This is a genomic window from Leptospira ilyithenensis, assembly GCF_004771005.1.
Taxonomy (GTDB): domain Bacteria; phylum Spirochaetota; class Leptospiria; order Leptospirales; family Leptospiraceae; genus Leptospira_A; species Leptospira_A ilyithenensis.
The window spans coordinates 273,370-293,646 of record NZ_RQHV01000061.1 but is presented as its reverse complement, the minus strand read 5'-3'; the positions used below and the strand labels follow the sequence as shown (position 1 = coordinate 293,646).

The window sequence follows — 20,277 nt, the reverse complement described above, 5'->3', positions numbered from 1 at the left end:
GATTATTCAAACTCCCTTTGAGGACCGCTGAGAGGTGCGGCAGTGTATTTAGACATCAAGTAATTTAAGTTAGTTCCCAGAACCTTTCTTGTAAAACCAGGAAGAATGATGGAAGACACGGATCCGAGAGACAAAGCTTCTTTCGGATTCATTAATTCCTTTTCATACCTTTGGCCTACTTCAAAAAGTTTTGCATCTCTCACGCTTGCAGCTTCTTTATCGCTCATGCCTTTTTTAAGATTTGCCTGGAACTCTTTTTGAATGGTAGTTATTTCATCTTTGTAAACGTATTCTTTACCAGCAGGACCCATAACTGCAATTCTAGCGGTAGGAAGTGCGAATACAAGGGAAGCCCCCGTATAATAGGAGTTAAAAGTTGCATAAGCACCACCGAATGCGTTTCTAATGATAAGAGTCAAACGGGGGGTGCGAAGGTCGATGATGGAATCCAGTAACTTTCGTCCTTCCAAAACGATTCCGTTTTGCTCCTGATCCTTTCCAGGTAAAAATCCGGTTGTATCTTCCACAAACACCATCGGGATGTTGTAAAGATTGCAGAACCTTACGAACCTTGTTCCTTTTCGGGAGGCTCCGATATCGATTTGTCCCGAAGATACGGCTGAATTGTTGGCAAGGAATCCCACCACATTTCCACCGATTCTACCGAATGCAGTGACTATGTTTCTCGCTCTTTGCGGTTGAACTTCAAAAAACTCGCCATGATCGCAGATTTGTTGCAAGTACAGAGTAATATCAAAAGGAGTATTCATCCCGGTAGGGCTATTGAAAGTTTTACGGAATAAAATGTCTTCTTCGTAAATGAATCTGTCCATCGGATCGGAGGTAGGATAAAAAGGTGCATTAGAACGATTGTTATCCGGTAAATAGGAAAGAAGTCGAATTGCAGTGCGAAGAGAACCAAGCTCATCTCCCGTAACAAGATCAACTACCCCGGACTGTCCGTGAACCTTAGGTCCGCCCAAATCATCCGCGGAAACATCTTCACCTAGTACGGATTTAACGACTCCTGGCCCGGTCAAACCGAAAAAAGTATTATCACATTGGATCATAAACGATCCCTGACGGGGGAGATAAGCACCTCCACCTGCATTGAATCCGAACATCAGCATAATCGAAGGAACAACCCCGCTGATTTTACGAAGTGCGGTAAAAGCTTCCGAATATCCGTCAAGACCGCCCACTCCCGCAGGAACAAATGCACCGGCAGAATCGTTCATACCGATCACCGGAATCCCATGTTCACCCGCCATATGGATGAGTCTAGCCAGCTTACTTCCGTTAGTTGCATCCATGGAGCCTGCACGAAGTGTAAAGTCATGTCCGTAAACCGCAACATCTCTACCGCGTATTTTTAAAATTCCGGTAATGATGGAAGCGCCATCCAAATTCGGTCCCCAGTTTTGGTAGATGATATTCGGTTCCGAATCGGTGAGAACTTTGATCCTCTCCCAAACAGTCATCCTGTTCTTGGAATGTTGGACACGGATCCTATCTTCTCCACCACCTTCGAATGGTTTGGCGATCAGTTCTTTGCCTAATTTCAAGGCATCGTCATAAATACCTCCCTTGGCTTCGGCCGGGGAGTTTTGTTTATTTTTGAATGGGTTGTCTAGGGAATACTGCTTGGTTTCCATACGGGTTTTTTCCAATCTTTTGAATTATTTTGCTTAGAAAAGAGATTTTTATGCGAGAGCGGAATTGATATCAGGATAGATAGTAAAAAGTTGCTGCATCCCGACCACATCGAATACCTTTTCCACTGCAGGACGAAGTCCGCAGATGGAAATGGAGATTTTACGGTCTTGGCTGGTTCGTAAGGTAGTCACAAGAAGGCGTAGGCCGGCTGAAGAGATAAAATTGACATCGCTGAGATTGTAAATAATGGCATGGGTAGCAGTTCCGACGGTTGCTATTAAGTCTTTTTCAATGGTATGAGTGTTATGCACATCCAGATTGCCCAAGAGACGGATTACCAATGTTTCTCCCACTCTCTCCGAATGAAGGATGATCTTTGCATCGCTCATGATATTTTTTTCTCCATGTAGGTATAATTTTTGGATTCTTTAAATTCGTAACTGACTTTATCCATTAGTTTTTCCATAAGAAACACACCGAAACCACCCTTTCTTTCGCCTTTTAAATTGGCATCGATGGAAGGGGACGGAACATTATCCCTCCTAAAAGGTTTACCTTCGTCAACCAGGGTAATCACGATTCGATCACCTAACATTTCTATCATACAATCAAAATATGGGTTGGGAATATTCGTGTTCTTATAACCGTGCATCACTATATTCGTAGCTGCTTCATCCACAGAGACCAAAATATCATCAAATGCAAAAGGTAAAGAAATTTTGTCCTGTAAAAGTTCGGACAAGTATTCGCGCATCTTTGGAATTTCAGAGGAAACTGCATTGAATCTTTTCACGAATGACTCCGGCTTTTGTTCTGGAAACTTTAGGATCATCACTGTAAAATCATCATACTGCTCGGAGTTTCCGGAAAATTGGCGTATGATTTGGTAGATCTCTTCTATTATAACCTGGGAAGGTTTGTCTTTACGAGCAATAATCTCCCGGATCAATTGGTCCAAGCCAAATTCTTCTTCGAATTGATTCTTTTCTTCAATCGCTCCATCCGTATAAAGAACGAGCATGTCTCCGGGCAAAATATCAATCTCCCCGCCGATATAATGACCGGCAGGCATCACACCCAGAGGAGCACCTTTACCTTTTAACAATTCATAACTATGATCTTTTCTGATCCAAATTTGGTCATTGTGTCCGGCAGAAGCAAACCGAATCTTATGTGTGGAAGAATCGAAACTGACAAAAAACAGAGTCACAAACATCCCTGATTGCGAATCTTCGTAGATCAGCTTGTTCGCTTCCGTAAGAAGCCCGGAAGGAGAGAGGGAAGAAGTACGGGAAAGTGTGCGGATGATGGAAGACGACATAGCCATGAAAATGGCGGCAGGAAGGCTTTTCCCGGAAACATCCGCAACTAAAAATGAAAACTGCTCGTGACCGTAGGGATGAAAATCGAAAAAGTCACCTGACACTTCTTTAGCGGCAACCGATTTTACTCCCAAATCAAAATTTACGGACTGCAGGATAAAGTTGGGAAGAATGTTATTTTGGATTTTTCTTGTAATCTCAATTTCTTTTTCGATGGATTTTTTGGTTATGATTTCCTGGTTTAACCGAAGATTTTCATAGGCTTTTGCCAAAGGAGAAGAGATGGTTTTTAAAATACGTACGTCCGCTTCTCCGAAGAGTTCCTTTTTCTTTCTGCCGCAGATATAGAGAGCCGCCTTCAAAGAACTACCGCTAGGTGAAACAGGCAAAACTACGAAATTGTCTTTTAAAACAAAGGATTCCAATCCGTTGAAACTTTCCGCAAGTTCACGGGTAACGGTGCCTGTAAAAAATTCCCTATTGAGAATTGAATTTATGATTTGAGTGCTTTCGGATAAATCGTAGAAAGATTCGAATACCATTCCGTTCTGTCTGGCATAAACCTGGATGAGGTTTTGTTTTCCTTCATGCAGTATGACCATTCCCGCATCATCCGCATTCAGCTCTTCGGTCAGAATCGCAAGTGATCTGGACATAAGCCCCAGTTCATCGTGGGATTCAAGTACCGCCTGACCCAATTCAAAAATAGATTCCAAAGTACTTAGCTTTTGTTTAAGTTCTATGTTTGCAGTATTCAGGTTTTCGAGGAGGCTTGTTTTTTGAATCGCGACCGCGCAAGCAGAAGAAAAAGACAAAAAGAAATCTATATCGTTTTGACTGAAATTATTTCTATCGATCGTATTGATCGCTTCGATCACACCGATCACTTCGTCACCGGCAATCAATGGAGCAGCCAAAATATTTCTGGTGATGAAATTGGACGCTTTGTCCACATCCCGAAACACTCGTGGGTCATTTTGAGCGTCATTGATGATCATCGGTTGTTTGGTAATGGCAACTGTTCCTGCAATCCCTTGCCCAACAGGAACTTTCAGTTTGGAAATCTCTTCTTTCTTTTCTCCGGTAACGGTATTGAATAATAAAAATTCCTTTTTCTCGTCCAGGAGAAGTAGAGAACTCGCTTCCGTTCTGAATACGGATTTTGCGGACTCCATCACCATCTCAAGGACCTTCTTTAGATCCAAAGAAGAGTTGATCAAAACGGAAACCCGAATGATCTCTTCCAAAAAATACTCCAAACGGTTGTTATTATTATGAATATTCGAATTGTCTAATAGAAGAAGTATTGCGGTATTTAAAGTACTGAAGAAACGGTTTTCACCTTCCGAATAAACCGTGTCTTTGAATAATGCAGTAAGGTTGGAAGAAAAATAATTGATAAGGTCGAGATCTTGTTCCGAAAAATGATCAAAATGCCTGATACCTTCCAGCACAAGCACACCCAAAGAAAGATCACCGATCTCATCTCCCAGATAACAGGCGAGATACGATTCCGCAAGAGGAGGAGAATCCTTTGTGATATGGGATCCTTTTTTCAGGAGGAGACTTTTTTTGGATAAAAAAACATGTTTTGCAATTTTACCTGCGGCTTGCGTGTCTTTTACGAGACCTACTCTGGATAAATTGCCTCTTTCGTTTTTAAGATAGAATGATCCGTGTTTTGCGGACACAAGCCTTTTGGCTTGGCTCAAAATAAAATGGTATAAATCCGTAAGCTCGTGAGAGGAAGAAACGAAAAAACCTCCCTCTTTTGATCTTTGGACAACAGGAGGTAAAGAACTGGAAACCAATTTGATTAGTCTTTGCCGAAGTTAAGAGATTCTTCCCGCAGTTTTTTGTTAGCGTCTTCCAGAGATTTAATTCGATCAAAAGCATGCAAGAGTTCATCTCTACTTAAATTGGAAACCATACTGCTTGCCTGAACCGTTTCTTTCGCTTCACGAAGTTCTCCGCGTGAGTATTCGCTGATCTGCTCGTACATCCGAATGATTTCATCCGCATTCGCTAACTCTTGTTCATTGAGGCGGAGAACTTTCTCATAGCCTTTGATGATATCAGACTGGATCTTCAGTTTTTTGTTAAGTTCGTCTATGATTTCTTGAGACATGGACTAATGGTTCCTTCTTCCTCTGATTCTAAGATTGACAAGCACGGAGACGCCCTCAAGTCTGGACTGATCGGGGACGTAGCTCAGTTGGGAGAGCGTTTGAATGGCATTCAAAAGGTCGGGGGTTCGATTCCCCTCGTCTCCACCACGCTTCCCATTTTTTCCTTAAAAAGTTTCAGTTTTTCTTATGTTGTCAAATTCTTTTTCCGGTTCCCACTCACAGATCACTTGATCTCCTGGAGAGCTGTTGAAATCTCATCATTATTAGGTATGGCAGTTAGAAAAATTTTACGCATAGGCAACCCCCTACTTCGGAAATTAGCTGAAGATGTTCTGGAATCCGAAGTGCAGACAAAGGATTTCAAAAAGCTGATCCGAGATATGTTCGAGACAATGCGCTTTGCAGAAGGAGTGGGACTTGCAGCTCCGCAAATAGGAGTTCTAAAAAAAATCGTAGTCGTAGGCCAAGAAGATGATAACGAGCGCTACAAAGGAACTCCAGAAGTTCCAAGCCAAGTCATTATCAATCCTGAGATCATTCCTCTCGCTCCCGCTGGCGAAGGTTTCTGGGAAGGATGCCTTTCCGTTCCAGGAATGAGAGGGTATGTCGAAAGACCAGGCAAAATCAATTTAAAATGGCGGGATGAAAATTTCGATCCGCACGAAGAAACGATTGAAGGTTACAGAGCGATCGTTATGCAACATGAAATAGACCATCTATTCGGGGTTTTATACGTGGATCGGCTCAAAAGTACCAAACTGTTCGGTTATAATGAAGACATTGATACCGAAGGGAAAATTCTTGATTAATATTTAAAAATCTAATATACTGGGGCCTAACATGGGTTCTTCGTTTGTTCAATATTTTCTTTCCAAAAGTTTATTCGTAAACTTACTAACTGCGCTCATCCTTCTTGTCGGCGGTTTCACTGCGGCAACGATGAACAGGGAAGCGTTTCCCAATATCAACTTCGATATAGTAAGCGTTTACACAATCTATCTGGGAGCCTCTCCCTCAGATGTAGAAAAATTAGTTACAAAACCCATTGAAGACGCTTTGAAAGAAGTGGACGGGATCAAAGAATATAGATCCAGTTCTTTGGAAAATCGTTCCGGTATAGTCATTACCATTGATCCGAACGTGAAGGATACCAAGAAGGTAGTGGATGATATCAAATCCGCCGTGGATCGGGTTCAGGATCTTCCCGTAGATGCGGAAGATCCTGTAGTGACTGAAATCACAACGGCAAGACAACCGGTCATAGAAGTTCACCTAGCATCCGCAGTAGTAAACGGGAAGCCGGTTCTTTCTCCCAAACAACTGAGAGACCAGGCAAAGATTCTGGAAGATAAATTGAAAAACATTCCGGCAGTGGCCCGTATTACCAAACGAGGCTGGAGAGAAAGAGAAATGAAGGTGGATCTGATGCCGGATCGACTTACCGCATTGTCTATTTCCTCAACCCAAGTGGTGAATGCTCTCCGACTTAGAAATATCAATTTTCCCGGTGGAAATATTTCGGAGCGTTCCAAAGAAATCATAGTTCGAACCGTTGGAGAATTCGATACTGCGGATCAAATTGAAGACGTATTTGTCAGATCCAATGACGCGGGTAGATCCGTAAGAATCAAAGATATAGCGCGTGTTACGGAAGGATTCGAAGATTCGGATTACCTGGACAAATCGAACGGCGAAGTCGCTATTGCACTTACCATCATCAAAAGAGAAAAAGCGGATGCAATCAACGTAGTTGATGAATCGAAAAAAATAGTTAAAGAGTTTATCAAAGAAACGAACGGAGCTGTAAGTTACGCATTTGTGAACGACCTTTCTAAATACATCCGTCGCCGTTTGGGAGTTTTGACTTCCAACGCTTTGGGCGGACTTGTTCTCGTAACTGCCTCTCTATTTGTTTTCTTAGGTTGGAGAATGGCATTGATGACTGCTCTGGGAATTCCCATCTCGGTCGCTATGACATTCATTGTGATGAATTATATGGGTGTTACTCTGAATTTGATCTCCATGATGGGACTTATCATAGTTGTGGGAATTTTAGTGGATGATGCGATCATAATTTGTGAAAACGTATACCGCCATCTGGAGTTGGGAGAAGAGCCTTTCGAAGCCGCCTTACGGGGAACAAGCGAGGTGATAGCACCGGTTACAGCAACAGTAACAACGACCATTGCCGCTTTCGGTCCGATGTTATTTATGACGGGGATCTTCGGAAAGTTCATCAATTCGATTCCCTTAGTTGTCATTATCTCCCTTAGCTCATCTATCTTCGAAGCATTCTTTATGCTTCCTTCCCATCTTTATGACATCAGCAAATCCTCCAGTCTCAAAGGAGAGGTGAAAGAAGAATCCGATTGGTTTCAAAGATTCAAAAAAAACAAATACCTACCCTTTCTCGGTTTTGCACTTCGTCACAAACTGATGATGACCTCCTTGCTCTTTGCCGTATTTTTCTTTTCTATTTTTTTGCAAGCCATGTTCGGAAAATTCAAACTTTTCCCTGGAGCCATTGAAACATTTCAGGTAAGGGTTACTGCGGAAACAGGACTTACCTTGGAAGAAACAAACCGTTACATCCAAGCGATCGAACACAGCTTGAAACAATTGCCAACGGAAGAATTGGAAAATTATATTTCTCGCGTAGGGATCATTCAAAAAGATCCGAACGATCCGTTCACCAAACGGGGAAAAAACTATGCTCAAGTGATGGTTTATCTGACTCCGGAAGAATCTAGAGAAATATCTACGGAAGAAATCATCGATCGGATACGGAATAGCACCAAATATCTATTAAATGACAAATCCCTATTGCTTCTGGAAGAAAAAATCGCTTTGGAGAAAAAGAATTCTTCAAAGAAGATGAGGGCGCTTACGGAAGAATCAATCCCTTCCCAGTTTTTACCGCTTCAGGGTAAATTGGTAAACTTGGAATTTGAAAAACTAGCCGGCGGTCCTCCTGTGGGAAAACCCGTAGCAATCGAAATCAAAGGGGATGATTTCAATACGCTGCTCAAAATCGGGCAAGAGTACAAGGATGTGCTCGCAAAGCTAAAAGGAGTAAACGATATCGGAGACGATTTCAACGAAGGTAAGGACGAAATCCGAGTATCCGTCGACGAATCCCTCGCCTCTTTTGCGGGAGTGAGCGTACAATCCGTATCACTTGCCATCAACACTGCATTGCAAGGAACAATTTCAACAAAGATCAAACGAGCCGACGAAGAAGTGGATGTGAGGGTTCGTTTTCCGGAAGAATACAGAAGTTCACTCACTCACCTGAACAAAGTTTACGTAAATAACCTGACAGGAAATTTGATTCCCGTATCCAGGCTCACCAATTACGATAGATCCCCTGGCAGGGCGTCCATCAATCATTTGGACGGGAAAAGACTACTCACAGTCACAGCGAACATAGACGAAACGGCAACATCCTCCAGACAAGTGAACGTGGATGCAAAAAATGCAGCAGGAAATTTAATTTCGAAATATCCCGGTTATACGGTAAAATTTTCGGGAGAAAACAAGGATACGGAGGAATCCATGGCCTCACTGGGAAGATCCTTTATCGTAGGATTGATTATCATTTTTATGATATTGGCATCCCTCTTCCGTTCCCTCTCTCAACCGCTCATCGTTATGAGTGCCATTCCGTTTGCAGTCATCGGAGTTATCTTCGCCTTTTTATTGCATGGAGAGTCTCTATCGTTTCTGGCATTTCTGGGAATCATCGGCCTTGCGGGAGTTGTTGTGAACGATTCGATCGTACTTGTGGACTGCGCCAATCAGTTGAAAAGCGAAAATCCGAACTTAGGCACTTACGATCTGTTGATTGAAACAGGTTCCATTCGGTTGAGAGCAGTCATACTAACCACGGTTACAACGGTGCTCGGGCTATTGCCGACTGCTTACGGTATCGGAGGTCGGGATCCGTTTTTAGTTCCTATGGCGCTTGCCTTTGGATGGGGATTGGCATTTGCAACGTTTATCACATTGATTATGGTGCCTGTGTTTTACAAGTCTCTCTATGATTTCTTTGATTGGTTTCATTCCAGGTTTCCGAGTAAAAAGAAACTGGTTAAAGTTTAACTGAAAACGGCCGGGATGGAACATATCTTATCCCGGCCCCCCGAAGTTAGTTGGTCATTCCAAGCGGCTTGGTTGGCAGCCTGTGCTTTTGCATTCTCTGATCCGTGCATTTAAAAAATCGGTGCGCGAGATCGTTTTATTTGCGGCACAACTCAGGTTTACGAAAAATCCTCTTTCGTCCTTCCAACTGCATTCCGAATTTCTGGATTGAATCCAGGAAAGCTGAAACTCTTTTAATTTTTTCTTTGCATCTACGGCCAAAGTGGAATTCAACTTTTTATAAGCATCGTTTAAATCTTTATCCGCTTGGATATAAACTTTATTCAGACAGTATAAACCGTCAAAATCATCTTTCGGTTTATCGCAATTGTCCGCATACAAAGAGGAACCTACAACTAACACGAAAATTCCTACTAAAATTGTTTTCATAAAATATCCCTATCTAAGGTGTTTAATCTTTCTTTTCGTTCAAAACTTCCGTCAGTGTAACGAATCTATATCCTTTTTTTTGCATCTTATCGATGAATTCGGGTAGAATATAAATCAATTTGTCAAATTTACGAGGGCCGCCTAAGTGCATTAAGATGATGGCTCCGTTCATTCCGTTCGGATCACCTGCTTCCCATAGGTCCAAATAATCCAAAGTTTCCCGGCTGGTTTTATAGTGAGGGTTTTTGACCACTTCCTTTTTCCCTTTCCCGTTCACCTTATACAAAAAAGGTCTATGGATATAATCGGGAAGATCAAGGGACCCTTTGCTATTTCTGGACCACATGATATGATCCGTATACCCTACTTTGGCATGAGCGTCCAAAATCAACTGGTTGATGGCTCCGTAAGGAAGGCGATAGTATTTTGTTAATTCTTGCTTTGTGAGAGAAGAATAAATATCTTCCACTCTTTTCAGTTCTTCCGCCATACGAGGCAGATCCAAAACCTGTTTGGATAGATATTCCAAAACAGTTCTTTTTCTTTTGGATGTCTCGGTCACGGATCTGAAATAATTAAAATGGCTCCAAGTATGATTTGCAAATTCAACCTTTCCGGTCTTGGACATTTTTTTGATGATGTCCAGGTTCTGTCTTATGAAAAAACTTCCGCTTACGTCGGACGGCCTTTCATTCGAAAGGAATACAGTTACCTTAATATCGTAATCTTTAATGTATTGAAGCAACGTGGAAAGTTCTTCGCCCGTCGCCAAATCGAAGGTCAATGCAATCTCGGGATAAGACTCATTTCCACGGAGTATATTTTTACCCTTACTTCCGAGAGTTGCTTCCTTCAGATAATCTATATTTTGCTGAACCTGTCTTTTTAATTCTTCGTCCGAATCGGCATTTGCAGAAAGACTTTGTTCTTCTCTCAACTGTTCCTGATACATAAGAGAAAAAAGATTTTGCTCTAACTCCTGCAAGTTGCGATCTTTCTCTTCCACAACCGACTCAAGTCTTGAGACTGAAAAATTCAAATAAAGTAAATAGCCGACGAGGACAATGATCCCGAAAACAAGGGAACCGGATAAAAAAAGAATTACAAATTTTTGGGCTTTTTTTACAAAATTACGATGTTTCTCGATATCCTGAGACAATTCATGGACGATGTCTTGAATTTCTTTTTCTTCTTTGGTTGGATCAACGGACATCTGGAAATAGGAAACCTTATGTAAATTATCGGTCTTTGTCCCCCCCGATCTTTCGGGAGGTTTAAGTAATTAATTTTAAAAATTTGCCTTTTTTCCCTTGGCGGATCAGGTATTCTTTTTCTTTCTCCAGAACCAAAACAGGGTCTGTCAATTTTTCTTCATTCAAATAGAGACCTCCCGACTGGATGAGTCTTCTTCCTTCCGAGGCGGAAGGGATAAATTTCAGTTGGGCCAAAACGGAAACAAGCATGGGAGATTTCTCTGCAAAAAATTCAGCCCCCAAGTTTGTCGTTTGTATCTCATCCGGCAAAGCACGGTTTTTAGGGTCATGGATCCTTTGCCATTCGGAAACAGCATTTCGATTTTCCTCACTTGGGTGAAGTTGATCCATGATGAGGAGTGCCAATTCGGTTTTTACTTCCTTAGGATGTGCCGTTTTATTTTTGATAGAGGATTTTCTTTCTTCAATGGTCGCTTTGGGAAGATCCGTCAGCAGATCGAAATAATTCCACATCAACTCATCCGAGATCGACATGATCTTTCCATACATATCCAAAGGACTTTCCGTAATTCCCACATAATTGCCCAAAGACTTGGACATTTTTTTAACGCCGTCCAGTCCCACAAGTAGAGGCATCGTGACAACCGATTGAGGAGCTTGACCGTATTCTCTCTGTAAGTCGCGGCCTACCAGGAGATTGAACTTCTGATCCGTTCCACCTAACTCTACATCTGCGTGGAGTGCCACAGAATCGTAACCTTGCACAAGAGGATATAAAAATTCAATCATGGAAATGGGATTGCCGGACTGGTGTCTTTTGGTAAAATCATCCCTCTCAAGCATCCTCGATACAGTATACTTTGATGTAAGAATCAGAACCTCTTCGAATTTCATCTCGCTACACCAGGAGGAGTTGTAGACGATGTTTGTTTTTTCTTTGTCCAGGATTTTAAATACTTGTTCCTGATAGGTTTGGGAATTGGCGAGAACGTCTTCTTTCGTAAGTCTTTTTCTGGTTTCCGACTTGCCGGTCGGGTCTCCTATCATTCCGGTAAAATCCCCGAGCAAAAATAAAATCTCATGACCCAGTTCCTGAAAATGTCTGAGCTTGCGGAGAAGAACAAAATGTCCCAGATGAAGATCGGGAGCTGTGGGATCAAAGCCCGCTTTGATTTTCAAATTACCTTTGGTTCTCAGTTTTTCCTTTAATTCCGGTTCGCTAATGATTTCAACAGTTCCTCGACGGATTTTTTCTAGTTCTGAATTGATCTCTGATTCGGTTTTCATAGTTACTTATAAAATTTTTAGATGGATGAAATGGTGACTTATGACAACACTTACCTAAGAATCTCTATAGGCAAGAAAAGCAAATTGTACAAATGGCAGTATCCAAAGAAAGATCAAAAACCCTACAAACCCTAGCAAACACTGATTACGACATTCTGATCCTCGGAGGAGGTGCTACGGGTGCCGGCACCGCCTTAGATGCAAGCCTTCGTGGCTACAAAGTTGCACTACTTGAAAAAAAAGACTTTGCGAGCGGCACATCTTCCCGTTCCACAAAACTCATTCACGGAGGGGTTCGTTACCTCGCACAGTTTCATTTCAAATTAATTCATGAAGCACTAACAGAAAGAAAACGACTGCTTCAAAATGCACCCCATCTTGTGAAACCCCTTCCCTTTGTTTTACCTACCTACTCTTGGTATGAAAAACCATATTTTTCCATCGGCCTTACCATGTATGATTTTTTGGCTGGTACCTCAACGGTTCCCGGACACAGACGAATTTCCAGAGAAGAAGCGCTTCGGGTTTTTCCAGCTCTCAAAAAACAGTCGTTAAAGGGAGGAATTTCCTATTATGACGCTCAATTCAATGATGCAAGGTTAAATGTCGCTACCATCCGGGGAGCAAAAGAAGCAGGTGCCGACATTGTTTCCAGAATGGAAGTAGAAGGATTTTTAAAGGAAGGCGGAAAGATCGTCGGAGTGAAAGCTGTGGATCTTTTGACAAAGAAAAAAGTTTCCATCCGGGCCAAGGTGGTGGCAAATACAACGGGAGTTTGGATTGACGCGATCAGAAAATTGGACGATCCGAATGCACGCTCCGTACTTTCTCCGAGTCAGGGAATCCATTTGGTATTTTCCAAAGAAAAAATTCCATGCACATCCGCAATGATCATCCCCAAAACCGCAGACGGAAGAGTCGTATTTGTAATTCCCTGGGAAGGCAAAGTGGTCCTGGGAACAACGGATACCTCGATCAAATCCATTGACGACGAACCGCTTCCTTTAAAAGACGAAGTGGAATTTCTATTACAAACGGGAAATGATTATCTCGACACCAAACTTTCCAAAGACGATATACTGTCCGTATTTTCAGGACTAAGACCCCTCATCTCACCGGACGGATCCCAAAATACAAAATCCATTTCCAGAGAAGAAGCGATCCTAGTTTCCGACTCAGGACTTGTTACTATGTCCGGTGGAAAATGGTCTACCTATCGCAAGATGGGAGAAGACCTGACAGATAGACTCATTACGGAAGGTGGACTCACACACAAAAAAGAATGTTCCACTATGGACTTTTCTTTCCCGGGCAAAGAAGGATACTCTCCCAATCTCTACAAATCTCTTCAAAACAAATACAACCTAACAAAAGGTGATGCGACAAGAATCGCCGATAGTTTAGGCGGAGAGGCCGAAAGTATTCTGGGAAAAAAACCGACAGAAATTCTGAAAGGAAGCGGTTATTTCGAAGAAGAGATTCAACATTTCATCGAAAAGGAATTTGCTCATTCCGTATCAGATATCATTGCAAGAAGATGGAGGGTTTTGTTTTTGGATCTGCAACTTGCAAAAAAATTGGCCGACCCAGTTTCCAAATCTCTTGCTAAAACCTTGAGTTGGACGGAAGTCCAAAGAAAGGATTCTCTTAAGGAATTAAAAGACCTGATCCTTTCTTTGGAAAAAACAATCGGATAGTTTTTTATTTCAAAGGAATTTCATAATTATAGAAAGAACGATTCGATTCCTTTTCTTTTAGAAAAAGCAGATAAAAAGATTTGGAGTCGAATACTTCGGAGAATTTGGTTCCCAGTTTGGTTTTGAAAGTTTCAAAATCTTCATCATCTGCAACAGCTCTTTTGAAAATCCATGTATCATTTCTTTCCACTCCGCTTGCGTCAAAATAGTTTAACGTCAGTTCTACGCCTTCACCTCCGGCAGAAAAAACAGAATACCTTCCTTGGATGGCAGGCTGGAATCCTCCCGCACTCGGGTCTCCTCCGAACATTTCGGAAAAACTGAACGTATTGTCCGATTTGAAATATACCGGCAGTACCAATTCCTGATCGTAAAAATTAATGGAACCGGCTTCGTTTGCAGTGATCAGTTTGCGGAATGCCCAAAAATGTTTGGAGCCTTCTTCGTAACCGTTAATCACTGCTTTTACCTTTTCTTCGTTAGTGATCGGAAAAGAATTGAATTTGGAATCTTTTAGCTCGCCTACTTTCAATTCGGAAATACAAACATCCTTGTATTTGCTGCCTTTATGAAAGTCCAAAAGTTCGATTCGAATCCAATTTCCTTTTAACTTTTGCCCAAGATCCACCGCCTCTGCGTTGGCAGTAGTGCCAGAAAAAGAAACAGGCTTCAATTCAACAGTAACAGACTCTTGGGAATGGATTTTTGTTTTTCCTTCCGGAAAACTGACTATGAGCGAGCTGACTTTTATTTTTTTCGCTTGGGCATTTTGGATCGCATCGTTTGCCGATTTGGCAAAACCGTTTACCACTTGGATGGCGGAAAATTCGGAAGGGTTTTCTAAAAATAAAGTGAATCCTGAATCAGGTAATTTCGGATCCGCGCAAAAACCGGTATTTGCCTTTCCATCCAAAACATATTCAGGGCTATAACGCCAAGGCTGCTCCGGATTTACCTGGCCGACAGACGCAGAACTTTGGTAGGTAAGTGCTTTTTCCGACTTAGGTCCGCAAGCAAAAAGAAGTGCAAGAATTAGAATGACTGGGCTCTTCTGGAATTTAAACATTCCTAACCACTAAACTATTTTTATTGTTTGGCAAGGAAAAAAAAGGCGCGGAGAGGGAGAGGAGAAAGAAGTCCCGAGGTGGAAAGTTTCCCTTCCACCTCACGTGGATTAATCGATATAGTCTTTGAGTTTTTTGGAACGACTCGGGTGGCGTAGACGACGGAGCGCTTTCGCTTCGATCTGACGAATCCTCTCCCTAGTCACTTTGAACTGATACCCGACCTCTTCCAATGTTTGAGCATATCCATCATCCAAACCGAATCGCATTCTAATGACTTTCTGCTCACGGGCAGGAAGGGTTTGCAGAACTTGTCTGATCTGTTCGGAAAGAATGGAAGTCGCAGCAGAATTGAGCGGAGAGATTACATCCTTGTCTTCAATAAAATCTCCTAGTTCCGAATCTTCTTCGGAACCCACCGGAATCTCGAGAGAGATAGGTTCGCGGGCTACGTTTTTCACAGCCTTTACTTTTTGTACAGGCCAGCCCAATCTTTCCGCAATTTCATCATTGGAAGGATCACGACCGAACTCTTGAACAAAGAGTCTGGTTTCGCGAATTACCTTATTCACTTGTTCTATCATATGAACAGGAACACGGATCGTACGAGCTTGGTCGGAAATAGCACGGGTGATTGCTTGTCGAATCCACCAAGTTGCATAAGTGGAAAACTTATAACCTTTTTTGTATTCGAATTTGTCTACTGCCCGGATGAGACCGATATTTCCTTCCTGGATCAGGTCGAAGAAATGCATCCCCCGGTTTGCATACCGTTTTGCAATGGAAACAACAAGTCTTAGGTTCGCACGAACTAATTCGCGTTTTGCTTGTGCAATTTCCCTTTCTCCCTTGATGATCTTTTCACCCCAGTCTTTGATTTCATTGACAGGTGAACCGGCTTCCTGTTCCATACGGCGGAGTTTACGCTCATTATTGCGAATGTCTTTGATGACTTCTCTGACTTCGTCAATATCGCAACTCATCATCTTTTCGATTTCATCCAGGTTTTCGTTCTTTTCGATGAAACGGTTTAAACCTTTGATTTCACGAACATCATGACCATATTTGGCTTTGATCTTTAAAAAATGTTTTTCGATCTCTTTGACTCGGAAAACCATAGATTTGATTTTCTGAGAAATCTTTTGGATCTCTTTCTGAGAGACTCCTATCTTACGAATGGCTTCGTCGATTTTGCCGTAAGAAGCATCTATCTTTTCTTTGAGTTCTTTGAACTTCTTCGAATTTTCGGAATACTTGCGGATACGGTTGACCGATTCATTCAAAACCTTTTCGTCTTGTTGGATCAGATCCATATTCTCAAAGAATACTTTTTCTAATTTGTCCGCCTGCTCTTGGTTCAGAGCGTACATTTTGTCAACTTTGACTAGATCGTAGACTTTGATCTTTTTGGATTTAATCTTAGGAATAAGTTTTGCAAAATTTTGACGAAGGATGGAAGAACCGAGTATGGTCTCTTCTATGATCTTTTCGCCTTTTTCAATTCGTTTTGCGAGAAAAACTTCCGTTTCTCCCGAGATAAGAGAAACCTTACCAATCTCTTTCAGATACAATCGAATCGGATCTTCCGAACTGGAAGAAACAGTGGACTCTCTTTTTTTACGCGCCGGTTTTACCGTCGGTTCTTTGGAAGTGTCTTCTTTCGTCGTTGTCAGACTACTGGATTCTTCCAAAGATTTTTTAGAGTATTCCTCCACAATTTCAATCCCCATCTCATGTAACAGAGTAAAGACGTCGTCGATTTTTTCAGAATTTAAAATTTTGTCCGGAAGGATTTCGTTAATTTCATCGTAAGATACTTCCCGATTCGCCTTTCCAATGGAGATAATCTTTTGTACTTCGGGAAGGCCTGCTAAATTTTCCATCTTCTATATGTCCTCTTATACTTCTTGGGGTTGGAGTTTTCGGAGATACTCCCAAATCTTGTCCCTTTCATTCTTTAGAAATGAAAGTTCTGTCAGAAGATCTCTCTTCTCTTCGAGTGAGAGAGAACTATCTCCCATTCGTTTCGTAATATCGTTCATCGCAAAATCGTACTGATGCGCTTTATGTTGCCAAAGTAGTTCTTTGAAAATGGAATCGCCATTGCCCGCGTTTGCTTCTTCCGAAGAAAACTGCTCTGCCACAAGTCCCAGATATTCTTTCGGAATATCTTCTTTGGAAAGAATCTCTGCCGGGCTGATCGGCTCATTCTGTAAAAATTTGGTATAAAGATAATCCCATAAAAACGAAGAAGCTTCGTCTAAAAATTCCAACTGCAATACATCATCTGCAAAGGAAAACAGCTCTTGGTTTTGAATCAGTTTGGCGATCATCTTTCTTTCGCAAAGTTGGGCGGAGTTTGCTTTTTTAGTAGCAATCGGTCCCTTACTCGCTCTCTTATTATCGGTTCCGGGAGGGGGTGAACTTTTCTGAACAGTGCCCTCAAAATCACGAAAAAGTGCAGAAAAAGAGAGTCCTAATTGTTTTGCGCCCTCTTGTAAATAGACCTGTTTGTCGGTCTCTTTTTCCATAGATTTTACAAAATCTAGCAACCGTTTGATACTGGCTTGTTTGGCTTCCGGTTGGGAAATGGAACTGGTTCCCGATAAAATCTGAGCGATCATAAATTGGGAAGCGGAACTGGAGTTTTCCAAAATGGAACGGATTTCCTGTTTGTTGTGATTTAATGAATAATCGTAGGGGTCTTTTCCCTCGGGAACGGAAGCAACCTTCACTTCGATCCCTTCTTTGCTGAGTAGGTTCACGGCACGGAAAGCACCTTTGACACCTGCAGAATCAGAGTCCATCATAAGGATCACCCGGTCCGACATGTTTTTCAGGATTCGGGCATGTCCTTCCGTAAATCCGGTTCCCAAAGGGGCCACTACGGATTCTATTCCTTTTCGGAAAAGCCCGATGGCGTCGAACACACCTTCGACTACAACAGCTTCCCTGTGTTTTCTAATGGAATCCTGAGCTAAATTTAAATTATAAAAAATACGACTTTTGTCATAGATCAAAGAATTGGGACTGTTGATGTATTTTGCTTCTTCCGACTGACCTACGATCCTTCCGGAAAAAGCGACAACCCTTCCTTTGGAATCGATTACTGGAAACATCACCCTACTTCTGAAAAAATCATAAGGATCTCTGTTTTTGTCCTGACGTTTCAAAAGACCGAGGGACTCGCCCAACTTGATTTCAGATTCCGTTCGAAATAAATCTTTTATGATATTGGCAAATCCGGGCAATGCGAATCCGATTCCAAAAACTTTGATATCTTCTTCATATAACCCTCGCTCCTGCAAATACTTAAGAGCCACTTCTCCGGCTGTGGTTGCAAAATTTTTCTGAAAGTATTCTTTGGCTCTTTGGGAAATTTGATACAACGCTTCTTTTTTGCGGTCCTCTTCCTCTTCGCTTTGGGTTTTTTCCTGAAGGGGAATGCCGGAGTAATCGGCGAGAATTTCCAAAGCTTTGATAAAATCCACCTTCTGGTAGTCCATGACAAAGCGGAAAATATCTCCGGAGGCTTTGCATCCGAAACAATGATAAAATCCCGACTCTGCGTTTACACTGAAGGAAGGAGTTTTTTCGTTATGGAATGGGCAAAGTCCTGTTAGGTTGCGGCCTGCGCGTCTTAAGGGCACAAAACGATTGATATAAGAGTCGATGGAGACTTCTCTGCGGACGCGTTCTTTGAAATTCTGATACGAATTCATGGCACCGCTTTTAGAGACTGGATAATGCTTGTTTTACGTAATGAGATACTTTTGAACCGTCGATGTTTTGACCTTTGAATTCTGCCATGACTTTTCCCATTACCTTGCCCATGTCCGATGGACCACTAGCACCTAACTCTTTTACGAGCTTAGAAACAGTGTTTTGTATTTCTTCATCCGAAATTTCAGCAGGTATATAACGCAAAATCACTTCAGCTTCAGATCGTTCCCTATCTGCTAAATCTTTTCGATTTACTTTATCATACTCTACAGCAGTATCTTTTCTCTTTTTATAGTTAGATTTCAGAATCTGCATAACTGCAGTATCGGAAAGTTCCGACGCTCCGGTTTTTGTAAGCTCATATTGAATGTCTGCTTTGAGTAGGCGCAACGTTCCAAGAGTAGGCTCTTCTTTCGACTTAAGAGCCTGCTTCAGATCAACATTTATTGTCTCTTGGAGGGTCATGAGAGATGGAATGAAAGAGAATTAGAGTTTGTCTTTCTTTGCGAACAATCTCTTCTTTTTATCTCTTTTGCGTCTTGCCGCTTCAACAGCTTTCTTTTTGACAACACTTGGTTTTTCAAAGTATTCTCTACGCTTAATCTCACTCATGATACCAGCATTGGCACAATCACGTTTGAATCTTCGAAGCGCTGCCTCGATAGATTCACCTTCTTTTAAATAAATCCCTACTTGTGGGGTCATAGACGAATCACTGTCCTCTCGAAATGGTTTAAATTTTACAGTAATTCGAAACGCATTCCCTTGTCAACGAGGGAGAATTCAAAACTTAGAAATTTTCCATAAATAATGAGCTAAATTGGTTCAAATCCTGGACTACTTCCAAACTTACGGGGAATAATTGCAATTTGTAGTCCAAAATCATGTGTTTGGAGGGAAAATACAGTCCTTCCAACCTTTTGTTCGCATGTTCCAATGTTTCTCCCGGGCAAAACAGATAAAAGGAACGTAAATTCATTTGAAAAAACAATTCTCCGTTTTTTGCCATAGCTTGGAGTGTGGAAGAAACTTCGCGGATGATTTCCTGGCTTTTGACAATTCCCAAAGGTTTAAAAAAAGGAGAGAGATCCTGGAGGTAAAATAATGCCAGGACACCGGTTTTACTCTCTTCGAGAGAGGATTCCATTTTGGTTCGAAATACTTCGGTAAAGCTGCGAAAACTTAAGAGTGTCTTTTCTTGTTTGGAAATTCCTACAGATAAATAGGTCAAAACGGAATTTGCCAATTGTTTCCATTTGTTTTCCGGGAAATCGGTTTCCCCTTTTTGAACTAGTACCGCAAACACAAACAACTCTTTATGAGGAAAACGAATCAGTGTTGCCTGGAGAGCGGCTCCTTCCTCTTCCCAATTTCCGATCTTGAGGGGGATCATTTCTTCGGATTCTCTTTCCAAAGTCTCAATATTGGTTAAAATTTGACGGAGAAGTTGGTTTTGTTTTTCAGCCCCACCCAAACGAAAAACAGGTTCGTTTTCCAAGAAAAGAAATCCGGAAACCGCATTCATAGTCCAAAATGCATAACTCAAACGACGCAAATGATATTCTGTGATCTTTAGATCCTCAGTGGCAGTGACAGGATAAGGGGATTGGAATTCCATATTCATTTAATTATCGGATTGCCTGTGCGCCTTGGCT

General features: G+C 41.8%; 16 protein-coding genes and 1 tRNA gene. 4 read left to right on the top strand and 13 right to left on the bottom strand.

From position 1 onward, the window contains the following. Window positions 1-2 precede the first annotated feature (2 nt). Genes EHS11_RS14700 through EHS11_RS14685 form a run of 4 tightly spaced genes read right to left on the bottom strand, consistent with a single transcriptional unit; the run spans window position 3 to window position 5,106 of the window. Window positions 3-1,655, bottom strand: coding sequence for an acyl-CoA carboxylase subunit beta (locus EHS11_RS14700; RefSeq protein ID WP_135765138.1), 1,653 nt, complete (start codon window positions 1,653-1,655; stop codon window positions 3-5). 48 nt (window positions 1,656-1,703) lie between these two features. Beyond that, window positions 1,704-2,045, bottom strand: coding sequence for an STAS domain-containing protein (locus EHS11_RS14695; RefSeq protein ID WP_135765137.1), 342 nt, complete (start codon window positions 2,043-2,045; stop codon window positions 1,704-1,706). After that, complete coding sequence (locus EHS11_RS14690) at window positions 2,042-4,789, bottom strand: SpoIIE family protein phosphatase (protein WP_135765136.1); 2,748 nt, start codon at window positions 4,787-4,789, stop codon at window positions 2,042-2,044. The genes EHS11_RS14695 and EHS11_RS14690 overlap by 4 nt, the downstream gene beginning before the upstream one ends. A 5-nt stretch (window positions 4,790-4,794) precedes the next feature. After that, window positions 4,795-5,106, bottom strand: a complete 312-nt coding sequence (locus EHS11_RS14685) for a hypothetical protein (RefSeq protein WP_135765135.1) — start codon at window positions 5,104-5,106, stop codon at window positions 4,795-4,797. Between the two features lie 72 nt (window positions 5,107-5,178). On the opposite strand from EHS11_RS14685, the gene EHS11_RS14680 reads away from it, so the two are divergent. From EHS11_RS14680 to EHS11_RS14670, 3 genes are all read left to right on the top strand, one after another. Then, window positions 5,179-5,254: transfer RNA gene (locus tag EHS11_RS14680), tRNA-Ala, on the top strand. 122 nt (window positions 5,255-5,376) lie between these two features. After that, window positions 5,377-5,916, top strand: coding sequence for a peptide deformylase (gene def / locus EHS11_RS14675; RefSeq protein WP_135765134.1), 540 nt, complete (start codon window positions 5,377-5,379; stop codon window positions 5,914-5,916). Window positions 5,917-5,947: 31 nt separating this feature from the next. Beyond that, on the top strand, window positions 5,948-9,208 hold the full coding sequence (locus EHS11_RS14670) for an efflux RND transporter permease subunit (RefSeq protein WP_135765133.1): 3,261 nt from the start codon (window positions 5,948-5,950) through the stop codon (window positions 9,206-9,208). 54 nt (window positions 9,209-9,262) lie between these two features. Here EHS11_RS14670 and EHS11_RS14665 read toward each other — a convergent pair whose 3' ends face one another. From EHS11_RS14665 to tyrS, 3 genes are all read right to left on the bottom strand, one after another. After that, complete coding sequence (locus EHS11_RS14665) at window positions 9,263-9,637, bottom strand: lysozyme inhibitor LprI family protein (RefSeq protein WP_135765132.1); 375 nt, start codon at window positions 9,635-9,637, stop codon at window positions 9,263-9,265. A 22-nt stretch (window positions 9,638-9,659) separates the two neighbouring features. Continuing rightward, a complete protein-coding gene (locus EHS11_RS14660; protein ID WP_135765131.1) occupies window positions 9,660-10,850 on the bottom strand; it encodes a polysaccharide deacetylase family protein in 1,191 nt (396 codons plus the stop codon). A 61-nt stretch (window positions 10,851-10,911) separates the two neighbouring features. Next, entirely contained in the window at window positions 10,912-12,138 is a 1,227-nt protein-coding gene (tyrS, locus tag EHS11_RS14655; protein ID WP_135765130.1) for a tyrosine--tRNA ligase, read from the bottom strand. 92 nt (window positions 12,139-12,230) lie between these two features. On the opposite strand from tyrS, the gene EHS11_RS14650 reads away from it, so the two are divergent. Beyond that, the gene (locus EHS11_RS14650; RefSeq protein ID WP_135765129.1) at window positions 12,231-13,835 is read left to right on the top strand and encodes a glycerol-3-phosphate dehydrogenase/oxidase; all 1,605 of its coding nucleotides are present in this window, start codon (window positions 12,231-12,233) and stop codon (window positions 13,833-13,835) included. Window positions 13,836-13,839: 4 nt separating this feature from the next. On the opposite strand, the gene EHS11_RS14645 is transcribed toward EHS11_RS14650, so the two are convergent. From EHS11_RS14645 to EHS11_RS14620, 6 genes are all read right to left on the bottom strand, one after another. Further along, window positions 13,840-14,901, bottom strand: a complete 1,062-nt coding sequence (locus EHS11_RS14645; RefSeq protein WP_135765128.1) for an NADase-type glycan-binding domain-containing protein — start codon at window positions 14,899-14,901, stop codon at window positions 13,840-13,842. Window positions 14,902-15,009: 108 nt separating this feature from the next. Further along, window positions 15,010-16,782, bottom strand: a complete 1,773-nt coding sequence (rpoD, locus tag EHS11_RS14640) for an RNA polymerase sigma factor RpoD (protein WP_135765127.1) — start codon at window positions 16,780-16,782, stop codon at window positions 15,010-15,012. 15 nt (window positions 16,783-16,797) lie between these two features. Next, a complete protein-coding gene (gene dnaG / locus EHS11_RS14635) occupies window positions 16,798-18,621 on the bottom strand; it encodes a DNA primase (RefSeq protein ID WP_135765126.1) in 1,824 nt (607 codons plus the stop codon). Between the two features lie 10 nt (window positions 18,622-18,631). Then, window positions 18,632-19,087: a GatB/YqeY domain-containing protein gene (locus EHS11_RS14630; protein ID WP_135765125.1), complete on the bottom strand. Its 456-nt coding sequence runs from the start codon at window positions 19,085-19,087 to the stop codon at window positions 18,632-18,634. A gap of 21 nt (window positions 19,088-19,108) precedes the next feature. Further along, complete coding sequence (gene rpsU / locus EHS11_RS14625; protein WP_109019595.1) at window positions 19,109-19,327, bottom strand: 30S ribosomal protein S21; 219 nt, start codon at window positions 19,325-19,327, stop codon at window positions 19,109-19,111. Window positions 19,328-19,412: 85 nt separating this feature from the next. Next, entirely contained in the window at window positions 19,413-20,240 is an 828-nt protein-coding gene (locus tag EHS11_RS14620) for a hypothetical protein (protein ID WP_167884458.1), read from the bottom strand. Between the last annotated feature and the right edge of the window lie 37 nt (window positions 20,241-20,277).

Bases quoted from the DNA above. Each gene is read 5' to 3' on its own strand.
- EHS11_RS14700 (WP_135765138.1), bottom strand. From the start codon at position 1,655: ATGGAAACCAAGCAGTATTCCCTAGACAACCCATTCAAAAATAAACAA.
- EHS11_RS14695 (WP_135765137.1), bottom strand. From the start codon at position 2,045: ATGAGCGATGCAAAGATCATCCTTCATTCGGAGAGAGTGGGAGAAACA.
- EHS11_RS14685 (WP_135765135.1), bottom strand. From the start codon at position 5,106: ATGTCTCAAGAAATCATAGACGAACTTAACAAAAAACTGAAGATCCAG.
- def (WP_135765134.1), top strand. From the start codon at position 5,377: ATGGCAGTTAGAAAAATTTTACGCATAGGCAACCCCCTACTTCGGAAA.
- EHS11_RS14670 (WP_135765133.1), top strand. From the start codon at position 5,948: ATGGGTTCTTCGTTTGTTCAATATTTTCTTTCCAAAAGTTTATTCGTA.
- EHS11_RS14665 (WP_135765132.1), bottom strand. From the start codon at position 9,637: ATGAAAACAATTTTAGTAGGAATTTTCGTGTTAGTTGTAGGTTCCTCT.
- EHS11_RS14660 (WP_135765131.1), bottom strand. From the start codon at position 10,850: ATGTCCGTTGATCCAACCAAAGAAGAAAAAGAAATTCAAGACATCGTC.
- tyrS (WP_135765130.1), bottom strand. From the start codon at position 12,138: ATGAAAACCGAATCAGAGATCAATTCAGAACTAGAAAAAATCCGTCGA.
- EHS11_RS14650 (WP_135765129.1), top strand. From the start codon at position 12,231: ATGGCAGTATCCAAAGAAAGATCAAAAACCCTACAAACCCTAGCAAAC.
- EHS11_RS14645 (WP_135765128.1), bottom strand. From the start codon at position 14,901: ATGTTTAAATTCCAGAAGAGCCCAGTCATTCTAATTCTTGCACTTCTT.
- rpoD (WP_135765127.1), bottom strand. From the start codon at position 16,782: ATGGAAAATTTAGCAGGCCTTCCCGAAGTACAAAAGATTATCTCCATT.
- dnaG (WP_135765126.1), bottom strand. From the start codon at position 18,621: ATGAATTCGTATCAGAATTTCAAAGAACGCGTCCGCAGAGAAGTCTCC.
- EHS11_RS14630 (WP_135765125.1), bottom strand. From the start codon at position 19,087: ATGACCCTCCAAGAGACAATAAATGTTGATCTGAAGCAGGCTCTTAAG.
- rpsU (WP_109019595.1), bottom strand. From the start codon at position 19,327: ATGACCCCACAAGTAGGGATTTATTTAAAAGAAGGTGAATCTATCGAG.
- EHS11_RS14620 (WP_167884458.1), bottom strand. From the start codon at position 20,240: ATGGAATTCCAATCCCCTTATCCTGTCACTGCCACTGAGGATCTAAAG.